Source organism: Streptomyces sp. UC4497, assembly GCF_054871485.1.
In genome coordinates this window covers 1-13,708 of sequence record NZ_JBTYHB010000055.1, presented here as the reverse complement: position 1 = coordinate 13,708, position 13,708 = coordinate 1, and the positions used below count along the sequence as shown (strand labels likewise).

General features: G+C 69.8%; 13 protein-coding genes and 1 pseudogene. 11 read left to right on the top strand and 3 right to left on the bottom strand.

Annotated features, from left to right (window positions below; genetic code table 11):
• Nucleotides 1-331: 331 nt before the first annotated feature.
• The 8 genes and pseudogenes from ACYSUO_RS40180 to ACYSUO_RS40145 all read left to right on the top strand — a co-directional run.
• Nucleotides 332-421: pseudogene (locus ACYSUO_RS40180) on the top strand (integrase core domain-containing protein); the annotation flags it as partial.
• A 218-nt stretch (nucleotides 422-639) separates the two neighbouring features.
• Nucleotides 640-1,758 (top strand): LacI family DNA-binding transcriptional regulator, encoded by a 1,119-nt coding sequence (locus ACYSUO_RS40175; protein ID WP_461781151.1) that lies wholly within the window; start codon nucleotides 640-642, stop codon nucleotides 1,756-1,758.
• Nucleotides 1,759-1,843: 85 nt separating this feature from the next.
• The gene (locus ACYSUO_RS40170; protein WP_461781150.1) at nucleotides 1,844-3,124 is read left to right on the top strand and encodes a sugar ABC transporter substrate-binding protein; all 1,281 of its coding nucleotides are present in this window, start codon (nucleotides 1,844-1,846) and stop codon (nucleotides 3,122-3,124) included.
• A complete protein-coding gene (locus tag ACYSUO_RS40165) occupies nucleotides 3,117-4,100 on the top strand; it encodes a carbohydrate ABC transporter permease (protein WP_461781149.1) in 984 nt (327 codons plus the stop codon). Before ACYSUO_RS40170 ends, ACYSUO_RS40165 begins: the two co-directional genes overlap by 8 nt.
• Nucleotides 4,101-4,108: 8 nt before the next feature.
• Nucleotides 4,109-4,948 carry a carbohydrate ABC transporter permease gene (locus ACYSUO_RS40160; protein ID WP_461781148.1) on the top strand — a complete coding sequence of 280 codons (840 nt, stop codon included), beginning with the start codon at nucleotides 4,109-4,111 and terminating at the stop codon, nucleotides 4,946-4,948.
• Between the two features lie 51 nt (nucleotides 4,949-4,999).
• Nucleotides 5,000-5,806, top strand: coding sequence for a ThuA domain-containing protein (locus tag ACYSUO_RS40155; RefSeq protein WP_461781147.1), 807 nt, complete (start codon nucleotides 5,000-5,002; stop codon nucleotides 5,804-5,806).
• Entirely contained in the window at nucleotides 5,803-6,945 is a 1,143-nt protein-coding gene (locus tag ACYSUO_RS40150; RefSeq protein ID WP_461781146.1) for a Gfo/Idh/MocA family protein, read from the top strand. The genes ACYSUO_RS40155 and ACYSUO_RS40150 overlap by 4 nt, the downstream gene beginning before the upstream one ends.
• A 200-nt stretch (nucleotides 6,946-7,145) precedes the next feature.
• Entirely contained in the window at nucleotides 7,146-7,373 is a 228-nt protein-coding gene (locus tag ACYSUO_RS40145) for a hypothetical protein (RefSeq protein ID WP_461781145.1), read from the top strand.
• Here the strand turns inward: ACYSUO_RS40145 and ACYSUO_RS40140 are convergent.
• Together ACYSUO_RS40140 and ACYSUO_RS40135 are read right to left on the bottom strand one after the other, a co-directional pair.
• Nucleotides 7,342-10,575, bottom strand: a complete 3,234-nt coding sequence (locus tag ACYSUO_RS40140) for a TIM-barrel domain-containing protein (RefSeq protein ID WP_461781144.1) — start codon at nucleotides 10,573-10,575, stop codon at nucleotides 7,342-7,344. The two genes, ACYSUO_RS40145 and ACYSUO_RS40140, sit on opposite strands and share 32 nt — an antisense overlap.
• A 250-nt stretch (nucleotides 10,576-10,825) precedes the next feature.
• Nucleotides 10,826-10,948: a hypothetical protein gene (locus ACYSUO_RS40135; RefSeq protein ID WP_461781143.1), complete on the bottom strand. Its 123-nt coding sequence runs from the start codon at nucleotides 10,946-10,948 to the stop codon at nucleotides 10,826-10,828.
• Between the two features lie 19 nt (nucleotides 10,949-10,967).
• Between ACYSUO_RS40135 and ACYSUO_RS40130 the strand changes: the two genes are divergently transcribed.
• On the top strand, nucleotides 10,968-11,804 hold the full coding sequence (locus ACYSUO_RS40130) for an ArsR/SmtB family transcription factor (RefSeq protein WP_461781142.1): 837 nt from the start codon (nucleotides 10,968-10,970) through the stop codon (nucleotides 11,802-11,804).
• A 159-nt stretch (nucleotides 11,805-11,963) separates the two neighbouring features.
• Here the strand turns inward: ACYSUO_RS40130 and ACYSUO_RS40125 are convergent, their stop codons facing one another.
• On the bottom strand, nucleotides 11,964-12,104 hold the full coding sequence (locus ACYSUO_RS40125) for a hypothetical protein (RefSeq protein ID WP_461781141.1): 141 nt from the start codon (nucleotides 12,102-12,104) through the stop codon (nucleotides 11,964-11,966).
• A gap of 70 nt (nucleotides 12,105-12,174) precedes the next feature.
• Between ACYSUO_RS40125 and ACYSUO_RS40120 the strand changes: the two genes are divergently transcribed.
• Nucleotides 12,175-12,873 carry a GntR family transcriptional regulator gene (locus ACYSUO_RS40120; RefSeq protein ID WP_461781140.1) on the top strand — a complete coding sequence of 233 codons (699 nt, stop codon included), beginning with the start codon at nucleotides 12,175-12,177 and terminating at the stop codon, nucleotides 12,871-12,873.
• 179 nt (nucleotides 12,874-13,052) lie between these two features.
• The gene (locus ACYSUO_RS40115; RefSeq protein WP_461781139.1) at nucleotides 13,053-13,334 is read left to right on the top strand and encodes a hypothetical protein; all 282 of its coding nucleotides are present in this window, start codon (nucleotides 13,053-13,055) and stop codon (nucleotides 13,332-13,334) included.
• Nucleotides 13,335-13,708 lie beyond the last annotated feature (374 nt).

The window sequence follows — 13,708 nt, the reverse complement described above, 5'->3', positions numbered from 1 at the left end:
CGCACCCTTCCTCACTCTCCCGCCGTGGGGCGGCAGCATGGCGGCTGCGCTCGGACCGCGGGACGGTCGGCACGAAAGTGACCGGAAGCGTCGCCTCCCGATCACGACTGGCCGAGATTGTCCTGTGTCGCGCTCGGTACGTCTTCGTTCTTCGGTACGGGGAGCCGGCCCCGTCAGCAGGCCGGCGGTGGGCTGGACGAGCAGCGGGGTGAGACCGTCGGTGTAGAGCGGTATGCGCTGGTCGGGGGTGAGCAGGACGGTCTGCACGCTCGGCGTGGGCGACGAACCCAACGACGGTGAGGGGCAAGGGGGTTGAAGGACTTCCAGGGGCTCGATCATGGAACGGTGGATACAGACCTGCCGGCGCGAGCCTCTGGACCGCACCCTGATCCGGAACCAGCACCACCTCATCCACGCGCTCCCCCTGTCGGCATCAACCATCGCTTGCTGCAAGGGGATTGACCCCCGTCGCAAGCCCCCTTTAGCGTCCCGGACAGACACCATCGATACGCATCGACGTTCCGCGGCGTGCATCGCGTGTGCCGACGTACGTATCGATGGATATCGACGCGCACACCGCGCAGGAGAGGCGTGCGTACCTCCGGCCCGCGACGCGGATGAGGCAGGTGAGGCAGGACGATGTCGGCCACCAGCAGGGACGTCGCGCGGCTCGCCGGAGTCGCGCAGAGCACCGTCTCGTACGTACTCAACGGCCGGCGCCCGGTCTCCGCCGACACCCGGCGGCGGGTCGAGGACGCCATCCGGGAGCTGGGCTTCCAGCCGCATGCCGGGGCGCGGGCGCTGGTGAGCAGGCGGACGCGGGTGATCGGTCTGGTGGTGCCCTTCGGGACCGCCGGCGATCCCGCGGGGCTGATCCCGTTCCTCGACACGATCACCACCTGCGCCCGTGAGCGGGACCACGATGTGCTCCTGGTCACCGCCGACGAGGGGGCCGATGGACTGCGCCGGCTCGCCGGGCGCGCGCTGTGCGACGCCGTCGTCCTGATGGGGATCGAGGCGGACGACGAGCGGATCCCGGTCGCCGCCGCGCTCCGAGTACCCGTGGTGACGATCGGTGTGCCCGACGTGCCGTCCGAACTGCACTGCGTGGACCTGGACTTCAGCATGGCGGGGCGGCTCGCCGTGGAGGAGCTGGCCGCCTGCGGGCTGCGCAGGGTCGTCCTGCTCGGGCACGCCGAGTCGGAGGTGGCACGCGGCCTCAACTATGTGGCGCGGTTCGCGCGCGGGGCCGAGCGGGCCGCCGCGGTGGCGGGCCTCGGCTTCCGCTCGGTCAGCCCGCTGGAGCCCGAGCACGGTCCGGTGACGGAGGAGGTGCGACGCCAACTCGCGGACACGGAGGGGCCGGTGGGGTTCGTCGTCGCCGGGCACCGCGCGCTGCCGCACGTGCTCGCGGCGCTGCGCGCGCTCGGCAGGGTGCCCGGAGAGGACGCCGCCGTCGTGGCGCTGTGCACCGACGAGCGAGCCGTCGCCGAGCCCTCGGAACCGAGCAATGTGTCCACGGAGCCGCGTGAGGTCTCCCGCCGTGCCATGGACCTGCTGTTCCGCCTCCTGGACAAGGAGGGTGCGGGGGCCTCGTCCACGGTCGAGCTGGTGGCACCGCGGCTGACCAGGCGGGCCACGACGGCCGTCCCGGATACCAGCACCACCGTCACAACGGTCACGTCGACCGTCCCGGACACCAACACCCCTGGCACGTCGCCCACTCCAGGCCCCACGGTCACGTCCTCGTCCCCCTGACCCACGCCCGCCCCGTGGCCGGCACCCGCACCAAGCAGCGCGTCATCGATACGTATCGACCGGACCATCGACCGGGAGGAAGCGCATGTCTCAATGGCGAGAGATACCCGCGCGCACGATACGCAGGCGGCGAAGGCGACTGATCGGCTGCACCCTGCTGCCCAGCGCCCTCGCCCTCACCCTCACCCTCACCGCCTGCGGCAACGGCGTCGAGCCCGGGGTGGACTCCTCGGGGCGCGTCGTCAGCCTGCGGGTGCTCGACTACTACACCAACCAACCCGACACCAAGATCTACGACCGGCTGTACGCCGCCTGCGGCCGGCGCCTCGGGGTCCGTATCGACCGCGAATCGGTGGCCGGCGCAGGCTATATGCCGCGTGTACTGCAGCAGGCCGCGTCGCGCACGCTGCCCGACGTCCTGATGCTCGACAACCCGGATCTGCAGCAGATCGCCTCCGTCGGTGCGCTGGCGCCCATCGCCGACTTCGGCCTGAGTACGAAGGGGTACGCGCGCGGTGTCGTCGCGTCGTCGACGTACCGCGGAAAGGTCTACGGGCTGCAGCCGGCGGCCAATACCCTCGCGCTCTTCTACAACAAGAAGCTGTTGAAGGAGGCTGGAGTCGAGCCGCCCGGAACGTGGAGCGAACTCAGGCGCGCCGCACAGGAGTTGACCGGATCGGACACGTACGGGATGGGCTTCTCCGCCGTCGCCAACTATGAGGGCTCCTGGCAGTTCCTGCCGTTCATGTGGTCCAACGGCGGTACCGAACGCGACCTCGCCACCCCGGCCACCGCGCAGGCCGTGGGTCTGTGGCGCGACCTCGTCGCCGACGGATCGGCGCCCAAGTCGGTCGTGAACTGGTCGCAGGCAGACGTGAACGACCAGTTCAAGAACGGCAACCTCGCGATGATGGTCAACGGCCCGTGGCAGCTGCCGTTGCTCGACGAGGCGCACAAGAAGAAGGGCCTCGAATTCGGCGTGGCCAAGATCCCCGTGCCCGAGGGGAAGAAGACGTCCGTGGCGCCGCTGGGCGGCGAGACGTTCACGCTGCCGCAGACCGGCGACCGGCGCACGCAGAAGACGGCGGCCCGGTTCGTGGCCTGCATGAACTCCGAGCGTGTGCAGCTGAAGCTGGGCCGCTTGCGCGATCTCGTACCCGCGCGCACCGACCTCGCCGAGCGGCTCGCGGCCGACGACCCCCGGCTCCGTGCCTTCGCGGACCAGGTGCGCACCGCCCGTGCCCGCACCGCGCTGCTCGGCCCCGCGTGGCCGAAGGCCGCCACCCGTATCTACACCGCCCTGCAGAACGCGCTCACCGGCGGCGCCACGCCGACGCAGGCAGTGAGGCAGGCCCAGAATGACTGACGCGATCCTGACCGCCGAAGCCGCCGAAGGGCCCGCGGCATCCACGGCGCACTCCGGCAGCGCCCCGCCGCGCCCCCGCTGGTGGCAGACGTCGGCGGGCCGCAGCCGCCTCTTCCAGGTCCTCGCCCTCGGCCCCGCGCTCGTCTACCTGCTCGCGTTCTTCGGCTATCCGGTGGTGCGCAACCTCGTCATGGGGTTCCAGCACTACACGACGAAGACGTACTACACCGGCGAGGCGCCCTGGGTGGGCCTGGACAACTACGCGGCCGTGCTCGGCTCGTCCGTGTTCACCCAGGCGATGCTCAACACGCTGCTGTTCACGGCGGGTTCGCTGCTCGGGCAGTTCGTCATCGGCCTCGCCGTCGCCGTCTTCTTCCGGCGCCGCTTCCCGCTCAGCGGACTCTTCCGCTCGCTGCTCCTGCTGCCGTGGCTGATCCCGCTGATCGTCTCCGGTGCGGTGTGGCGCTGGATCCTCGACCAGGACCACGGCGCGCTCAACCAGTTCCTCGCCGCCCTCCACCTCACCGAAGGGCACCCGGGCTGGCTGTCCACGACATCCCTCGCCCTGGTCGCCGTCATCGGCGTCAACATCTGGATCGGCATCCCCTTCAACGCGACGATCCTGTACGGCGGGCTCCAGGACATCCCCGAGGAGCTGTACGAAGCGGCGGCCCTCGACGGAGCCACCGGCCGGCGCGCCTTCCGCCATGTGACATGGCCGCTGCTTCGCCCGGTGGTGAGCGTCGTCCTCGTCCTCGGCATCGTCTACACGCTCAAGGTGCTCGACATCATCCTCGGTCTCACCGGCGGCGGCCCGGCCAACGCCACCCAGACGCTGGCCACCCAGTCCTACCAACTCTCCTTCCAGACCTTCGACTTCGGGCAGGGCGCCGCGCTGAGCAATGTGCTCATCGTGATGTCCCTCGTCTTCGCCGTCCTCTACCTGCGCGCCAACCGGCGTGCCGTCGACGAGTGAGGTCCGCCATGGCTTCATCGACACCTTCCCCCGCCCGCGGCGACGCCGGCCGGGCCTGGGGCAACACCGCAATCGGCCTCGTACTCATGGCGTTCATGCTGTTCCCGGTGTACTGGATGGTGAACGTCTCCTTCCAGCCCGGCAGCGCGGCCACCGCCACCGACTGGTTCCCCCGCACCTTCGACTTCGACGGCTACGCGGCCGCCGTCCGCGACCAGGGCCACAACCTGATCACCAGCCTGACCGTGGCCCTGGGCAGCGTCGCGGTCAGCCTGCTCATCGCGACGCCGGCCGCGTATGTGCTCGCGCACTTCAAGCTGCGCTGGGCGGGCCCGGTCCTGCTCGGCATCCTCATCAGCCAGATGATCCCGGGCATCGTCATCGCCAACGCCCTCTACAGCGCGTACAACCAGCTCGGCCTTCTCAACTCGGTCGGCGGCCTGATCGTCGCGGACGCCTCGCACGGCGTGCCGTTCGCGATCCTGATCATGCTGGCGTTCATGCGCGCCATCCCACCGTCGCTCGTCGAGGCGGCGCGCGTGGACGGGGCCGGGCACACGCGTGCCTTCTTCTCGATCGTCGTCCCGATGAGCCGCAACGCGCTGATCACGGCGGGCCTGTTCACGTTCCTGTTCGCCTGGAGCGACTTCCTGTTCGCGCTCACGCTGACGACCACCAAGACGGTCCGCCCAGTGACGCTCGGCCTCTATCAGTACCTCGGCGCGCACGTGAACGACTGGAGCGCGGTCATGGCGACGGCGACGCTCGCGTGCATTCCCGCGGTGCTGCTGCTGGTCGCGGCGCAGCGGTACGTGGCCGCGGGCGTGGCCGCCGGATCGGTCAAGTAGCCAAGTCCAAGCAGCTCGCCAAGAAACCCTCCAAGAAAGGTGATTCACCCCATGCCTGCATCCCAGTCTTCTTCCCCGTCTTCGTCCCAGGGCAGCGCCCCGATCCGTGTGACCGTCTGGGGCGAGAACCGCCACGAGCAGATCGAGGAGCACGTCGCGAAGATCTACCCGGACGGCATGCACGCCACCATCGCCGACGGCATCCGCGAGAACCTCGGTGACGGCTGCATTGTGCGCACCGCCACTCTGGACGAGCCCGAGCACGGCCTGACCGAGGAGGTCCTCGCCGCCACCGACGTGCTGACCTGGTGGGGGCACGCCGCACATGGGGACGTCAGCGACGCGGTCGTCGAGCGGGTGCACCGGCACGTGCTGTCCGGCATGGGGCTGATCGTGCTGCACTCCGGGCACTGGTCGAAGATCTTCACCAAGCTGATGGGCACCAGCTGCACCCTGCGCTGGCGCAGCGAGCACGACCGCGAGCTGATCTGGACCGTCGACCCGACGCACCCGATCGCGCAAGGGGTGCCGCACCCCATCGAGATTCCCGAGGACGAGATGTACGGCGAGTTCTTCGACATCCCGGCCCCCGACGAGCTGGTCTTCGTGTCGTCGTTCAGCGGTGGCGAGGTCTTCCGCAGCGGCTGCACCTTCCGGCGCGGCCACGGCAGGATCTTCTACTTCCGCCCCGGCGACCAGGACTTCCCGACGTACCACCACAAGCACGTCCGCAAGGTCATCGCGAACGGCGTGCAATGGGCGCGCACGGACCGCCCGGAGCGCGCGTACCCGGAGCTGCTCCGCTACGACACCGGCGAGTTCTTCAAGGGCGGCTCGTACCAGGGGCCGCTGTCATGAGCGACATGAGCCACCGGGTCATCGCGAACGGCCCCGAGGATCCGCTGCGCGTGCTCCTGGTCGGCGCCGGCGGGATGGGACGCGCGTGGCTCCGGGCGCTGGCCGCTTCGCCGACGGCCGCGCTCGTCGGCATCGTCGACCTCGACCTGGAGGCGGCGCGGGACGCGGCGCGCGAGACGGGACGCCCGGCTCTGCCGGTCGGCGCGGACGCGGTGCGACTCGCGGCGGAGACCGGTGCGCAGGCGATCGTGAACGTCACTGTCCCCGAGGCCCATCACCCGGTCACGACCGCCGCGCTCGCGGCCGGGCTTCCCGTCCTCGGCGAGAAGCCGGTGGCTCCCACGGTCGCGTCCGCGCTCTCCCTCGCGGCGGCCGCGGAGGTGACCGGCGAGCTGTTCATGGTCAGCCAGTCGCGGCGCTGGAACCCGCAGGTGTTCGCACTGCGGTCGGAGGTGACGGAACGCCTCGGTCAACTCGGCGGCGTGACAACGGAGTTCTACCGAGCGCCCCGCTTCGGCGGTTTCCGCGACGCCATGCCGTACCCGCTCCTGGTGGACATGGCGATCCACCCCTTCGACACGGCCCGCTTCCTGATCGGCGCGGAACCGGTGGCGGTCTACTGCGAGTCGTACAACCCGCCCTGGAGCTGGTACGCGGGCGACGCGGCGGCGAGCGCTGTCTTCGAGTTCGCCGACGGTGTGCGCTACACGTACCACGGCAGCTGGTGCCAGGGCGGCGACGAGACGTCCTGGAACGGCCGCTGGCGGCTCTCCGGCGAAAAGGGAACAGCCCTGTGGGACGGCGAGACACCCCCGACAACCGACCCGCCGCCCGCCCCGCCTCTGGACCCGGTCCGCACCCCTGACGGCATCGCGGGCGCCCTCGAGGTGTTCACGGCGGCCCTGCGTACCGGCACGGTGCCGATGGGCGAGGTCCACGAGAACATCCTCAGCCTCGCGATGGTCGAGGCAGCGGTCGAGTCGGCCCGCACGGGGCGGCGTGTCCTGATCGACGACGTACTGGCGAAGGCATACGAGGAGGCGGTACGCGATGAACGGGACGCCCGGGTCGGGGCGCGACTGCGGGAGTGGGGCTCGCCGCGGTCCGAACTGACCGGGACGACCGCGGTGCCGGGGTAGCGGCGCTGCCACCGTTGCCGACGGCAGGGTGTCAGTGGGGTGCGGTGCGGTGCGGACGGGGTCGCGCCGGTGCTCGAGTTGGCGCGATCGAGCATCACGAGCGGTCTCCCGTACGGAAGTTGACCGGACGACGGTAACCGGCGCCGAGGGAGCCGGCGAGACGGATCTCGCTACGTAACCCATGGCAGAGGGCCACGCGCATGCCGCGTGGCCCTCACAACGGCGACTTCGACGACTACTGGACCTTCCACGCAGCCCGCGAACCTCAACGCCTCTACCCGCTGCACGAGAGCAGTGGTCCGCAGGAGGCGCGGCGCATCCTGCGGCAGCGCCTCGACGGGATCGGCGCCCGCTCGGTGGAGCTCCTCCGAGCGGGCGCCGGCCTGGCCGCCGTCGTCACGGCCGTCGGCAGCCGCTCGTCACGGTGACGGCTCGCCGGATCGACGTGCGGGGCACGTGCACGGTCACGGTGCGGGACGTGGCGTCGTACGTCCAGGTGTCCGCGGCGGCCCGCCGCCCGTCGACGCAGACCGCCCGGGGCCGTTCGCCGTTCGTGAAGTCGACGGTCCAGGTGCGCTGCGTGGCCTGCCCGGTGAAGTGGCCGAGGGTCGGGGCGATCCGGAGCGTGGTCTCGCCGGACTTCTGCGTGGCACGCATCCGTGTGGTCGCCGAGCCACCGCCGTTCGCCGGGGTGCCGTCGTCCTCGTGCAGGCTGAAGGTGCCGGGGGCGCCCTGCGCGACGGTGAGGGTGACGTCGGTGAGCGGGTTCCCGCTGTCGTGGGCGACGTCGTCGCTGCGGGTGGGCACGATGCCGCCGGCCTTCACGAACACCGGCATCGTGTCGAGGCCCGTGGTGACCTCGTGGCTCGCGCCTCCCTTGTACGTCTTGCCGGTGAAGTAGTCGGTCCAGGTGCCGGGCGGGAACCACACGGAGGTCGTCGCCGTCTCGCCCGGCCGGGTCACCGGGGCCACCAACACGTCGGAGCCGTACAGGTATTCGCTGCCGGCCGTGGCATAGGCCTCCTGCTGGTCCGGGTACTCCAGGTAGGTGGGTCGGAGCATCGGTGTGCCGGTGCGGTGTGCCTGATCGGCGAGTGTGTAGGTGTACGGGATGAGCTTCTCGCGGAGGTCGAGGAACTTCTTCGCCGAGGCCTGCGCCGTCTTCCCGTACTGCCACGGCAGCCGGTCGCCGTGGTTGCTGTGCAGCCGGTCGATCGGCTGGAAGGTGCCGAACTGCACCCAGCGCGCGTACAGGTCGTCGGGCAGTTTGCTGGTGTACCTGGTCTGCCCGTCCTGCTGGTAGGTGTCCGATCCCTGGAGTCCGGTGGTGTCGTTGTGGCCGCCGATGTCGTGGCTGATCGCGGAGAGGCCGGTGGCGACGCTCTCGCCCGGGGTGTAGCCGACCTGTTGGCGCAGGGTGCCCCAGGAGGACATGGTGTCTCCTGTGAAGTGCAGGGTAGTGCGCTTGTCGGCCCAGGGGCCCGTGGGCACGGCGGTCGGGGAGCCGTAGCCGCCGTCCTGAAGGGATCCGTAGGCGCGGGAGAAGGCGAAGCCGGGCCCCTTGTCACCGCCGCGCGCGGCGTACTGGGCGCTGATCCAGGCGTCGGGGGTGACACCCTTCAACGTGGAGCGCGAGTCGTCGCAGCACCAGTCGAACCACCACACCTCGCCGCCCTGCCGCTCCATGGTGTCGTGCAGTTCCATGTAGGCCTTGAGCTGGTCGGGATCGCCGAAGTCGAAGGTGTAGCAGTCGCCGCCGGGCGCGCAACTCCCCTTCTTCAGCTTGCCCTTGGCGGTGCGCTGCGCCTGGGCGAACTGTGGGTCGGATCCCATGATGCTGGGATGGATGTTGAGGGAGTTGTGCACGCCCTGCGCGGCCACGTCCTTCAGGAATCCGTCGGGGTCGGGGAACTTCGTGGTGTCGAACTCCCAGCCGTTCCAGGCGTCGGGCGACTTGTAGTCGGTGTCGACGACGAGGCTGTCCAGCGGCATGCCCTCGGAGCGCATCTTCTCCAGCAGGGCGCGGTAGTCGGCGGCCGTCCGGTCGAGGTACTCCGAGAACCACACGCCGTAGGTCCAGCGCGGGAGTCGCGCGTCCGGCCCGGTCAGTGCGGCGAGGTCGGCGAGGGCCCGCTGGTAGTCGTGGCCGTATCCGAAGACGTAGCCGTCCTGGTAGGCGTGGTCGTCGTGTTCCGGCCGCTGGGTGATCTTCCCGGTCTTCTGGTCGTAGAGCGCCGACGCGGTGTCGTCCAGGAGCGACCAGCCGTCCTGGTACAGCAGTCCCGGTACGGTGCGCGGGTTGCCGTCGGCTCCGTTGACGCCGTCCAGGCCTCGGCGGTAACCGCCGAGCGGGGCGTGCGACGCAAGCAGCGGGGCGCCGTGCGCGGTGACGGCCACGGTGTCGAGGTCCACCTTGCAGCCCGCCTCGTCGGGGCAGCCCAGGGTGATGTCGTTCGCGCCGGCCGCCAGCTTCACCGGCACCGCGACGGTGCGCCAGGAGTCCCAGTCGGCGGTCGGCTCGAGGCGCGCGGTGGTGGTCGCGGATCCGGCGGTGACGGAGACGCGCCGGGTGACCGGCTTCGCGTTCGGGTCGGCGGGCGAGGTGCTGTTGGCATACCGCAACTGCACGTCGTACGTGCCCGCTTCGGGTACGCCGACGGTGTGCAGGGTGTCGCGGGCCGCGGTGCTGTCCAGGGTGGTGGCGAAGCCGCGCCCGGAGAAGCCGTTGTGGTGGGACTTGACGGAGGCCGGCCCCGACAGGGTGCCCGTCTCCGCCTCGCACACGGCGGCGAAGTCGCAGTTCAGGACTTCTCTGGTGGGGGTGGGGTATTCCGCGCCGGGCTCGTGCACGGCGAGGCTGTCGAGGTTGACGTTGCCGGAGTCGCCCGCGGTGTGGGTGAGCGTGATGGTGTGCTCGCCCGCCGGGAGGTCGAGGGCCGCGGTGGCGACGGCCCAGTCGTCCCAGTCGTCGGTCTCGGGCAGTTTCAACGTTGTACCGGCGCCGCCGTCCACCGCCAGGGTCAGGGTGCGGGCGGTGTGCGTCCCGTCGCCCGCCGTGCCGTTCGTGTAGCGCGCACTGAAGGCGTACGTGCCCGCCTTCGGCACGTCCAGGGCGAAGGACAGCGCGGTGCCGGTGTTGATGAACCCCGCGGCGAAGCCCCGTCCGGTGTAGCCCTTGTGGTCGGTGGCGGTGTCGACCCCGCTCAGGTCGAGGTCCTCGGCCTCACACCCCTTGCCGGGTGCGCAGCGGGCCGGGGCGGGCCAGGGGTGGGCGGTGACGTCCTGCTTGGCCGCGCGTTCGGTGACGGTGAGGTTGTCACCACTGAACTTCCCTGACCCCACACGGTACTTGAGGGTGAGCACGCTGGTGCGGATGGTCAGCCAGCCGTGCTCGGTGTGGCTCGTGAAGGGCGTCGACTCGAAGGAGTCCCTGCCGATCGCGTTGAAGGTCGCGGCGTCGACGAAGCGCGCGTCACCGGCGTACTCGGTACGGATCAGCGTGGGCGACAGGACCTCGAAACGGGCGTCGCCCGACACCACGGCGCGGTCCTCGGCGCCCGCCCTCGGTGTGGGGGACGCCGCGACGTCCCCCACCCCCAGAACGGAGCCCACCACACCGAGGGCGACCACCGCGGCAAACCGTCTCCGCCACGGCGCGGTCGACCGTCTCCCTGATCGTGTGCGGCGCTTCAAGCCCATCAACTCCCTCGCTCGTACAACGTTGGAAAGATCGACGGGGGCATGACATCACGCACGTACAAGGGAGTCCAGAGGTATGACAACGATGCCAAAGGCAGCAGCACGGGCGTTGCGCAGGATCGCGGAAGGGCCCGACCGGAACCCGGGCGGCCCTTCCATGTCCCTGCGGCGTCAGGGACGTTCAGTCCAGCCGCGCGCTCTTGCGGTCCGGGATGACGAACATGGCGAGGATGTCGGCGACACAGATCGCGGACAGCAGGCCGATCACGACGGCGAAGCCCCAGCGGTCCGCGCACAGGGCCACGACGGCGGGCGCGAAACGTGTGCGCGCCGAGAACCCATCCGCGCAGGCCGCTCAAGCCGTCATCGCGCCGTGGCAGCCCGGCATGATGAACGACCGTGCGGCTGCGATTGACCTATCTGACCGTGACCAACGCCTTCGCCATACTGCGGCTGCTCCCGGCGAGCGGGAGGACTACTGGAATACCGCCTTCGCCGACGAGTGGGAGCGCATCGAGCCCTCCCTGTACGAGTCGATCGCACGGGCGGGATCCCAGATCGCCCACCAGGGCGTGTTCCCGATGCTCCGCACCCTGGTCCCCCAGATCCGCATCGACCCCACCCTGCGGACACTCCGACTCGACCGCCCGCACCACCACGACATCGCCGTCACCCGCGAAAGCCCCATCACGTTCACCGCCAGCCACTACGTCTGGCCCCACGTCCGCATCACCTGCGACACACCCTGGCCCCAGCGGGTCACCTTCCCCGCTCTGCCACTCACCCCCGCCGCAGCCACCCGCCCCACAAGCCAGGAAGACACCCTCACCGCCCTGCGCGCCCTGGCCGCAGCTCCCCGCCTGCAACTCATCACCCACCTCGCCGGCCAGAGCCGCAGCACACAGGAACTCGCCACCCTCCTCGGCCTGTCCACCTCCGTAACGTCCCGCCACCTCCACCAGCTCACCCAGGAAGGACTCACCACCACCCGCCGCGAGGGCTACTACGTCCTCTACTCCCTCGACCCCACGCACCTCGGCGAGATCGCCACAGCCCTCACCACCCTCGCCCACAGGGCTGCCCCGCCGGGCATGGGCGCCGGCTTGTCGGCTTCGGCGACGGCGGCGTTCCAGCTGAACTCGTTGTTGTCGTTGAAGTAGTAGTAGGTGGCGTCGTTCGGCATCATCGCGACGGTGATGCCTCCGCATCCCGACATGAACGGTACGTAGCAGAGGCTGGTGCAGGCGGGGTTGTCGGCGGAGGTGAACCAGCGGCCCCAGAGAGGCCGTTCTGGTGCTTCATGGGCTTGGTGCCGGTGGTCATGCCCCGGGCCCCGGTGTGCGATGCATGGCGACCGCGAGCAGTGTCGGGTCGAGTATCTGCGTGCCGTTGACGGCGCCATGGTCGTTGTTGAGGAACATTTCCGAGCGCGGCACAGGCTCGTCGAGGACCTCACACACGCTTGCATGGCAGAAGAGCGCATGAGGTAGATATTGACGCCTGAAGTCAGGGTCATTAACGTCTTGTGCCATGCAAGAGCCTACGGGGAACCAGAGCAAGCGGCTACCGAAGTCCAGTATGCAGGCCCAGGTCGCAGGCGAGCTGCGCCAAATGATCATCAGCGGCGAGCTGGAGCCCCGCACCAGCCTCTCCGAGATGACACTCTCGGAGACCTTCGGGGTCAGCCGCACCCCCATCCGTGAGGCCCTCAAGCAGTTGCAGACCGAGGGCCTGGTCGAGATCCGTCCACGTGTGGGCACATTCGTAGCCATCCCTTCCTACCGCGATGTGGCCGAGCTCTTCCAGATGAAGGAACTGCTGGAGGGTGCCGCCGCCCGCCTGCTGGCACTGCGCGGCCGGGTGCCCGAGACGGAACGTCTGCAGTCAGTCATGACCGAGGCCGACGAGGCGACACGGGCGGGTGACGCGGAACGCTACGGCCAACTCGTGCACGAATTCCACGAGTTGATCATCACTGGCGCCGACAACGGCAAGCTGGTGGCGCACTACCGCACCCTGATGAACCAGCTCGCCTTCACCCGCCTGGTGCGCACCTCGCTTGCCCAGCCGGGCCGCCTGAGGGAATCGGACCACGAGCACCACCAGGTGCTCGACCTCATCCTCGCGAAGGACGGCAACGGCGCGGAACGCATGATGCGCGAGCATGTTCGCCGCAGCCATCAGGCGCTCCTCGCCGGTTGGGACGCCGAGGAGGAACAGACCCCCTGAACGACATTCCTCCAAGCACTCGCAGCACCCACTGGTCACTACCGCCTCCGGCGTGTTGTCGTGGTGACTCTCATGCGGTGACGATGGCGGCATGCCCGGTGTATGAGGTATCCGCAAGGTGGTGACCTGACGGCCGAGCGGCGGCGTTTCAGGAGGGCATCCACCTGGAGGCGGCCGGGATGTTCGCTGCGGGGATCGACAATGCCGAGGTAGCCAAGCGGCTGCGGGACAGCGTCCGTTCGACCCGGCGATGGCACCGCGCCCGGCAGGCCCGCGGGGACACCTCCCTGTACTCCACTGGATCGGTGGCCCGCCCGAAGCGACAGACCGACCACCAACACGGAGGTGGGCGCAGGGCGAGCTTCATCCGGGGTGTCTGCCACGACGCCCAGTACGTCGCCGATCACATCACGACCCGGCGCGGATACCTCTCGTACCCCCGACCGCAACGCCAGGACTGACAGGGCTGCGGAGCACACGCCATGACCAACGCCCCGATCGTGGTCGGCGGGCACACCCGGATCCTGCCGTTCGACACCCGCGTCACCTACCCCGAGCAAAACCTCGACAACGACCTCGCGGCCTGACCGGCGCCCCTCCATCAGCGGTAGCTAGACCCTGCCGAGTTGTCCGAGTTCCCCAGACTTGCGGACCTCGACCATAGGCGAGAGAAGCCCGAGCACGTGCAGGGTCTCCTCGTGGTAGTTGTCGCCGCCGCCCCCCCAGGCGGGGGCGCCAAAAGTGTCCTCCCCCCCGGCCAAAGCCCCCGCCAGCACCGTGGTCAGGACGCACCCAACAGTGGCGGCTCCACACACCCCCCCCGGGGGCCCCACGG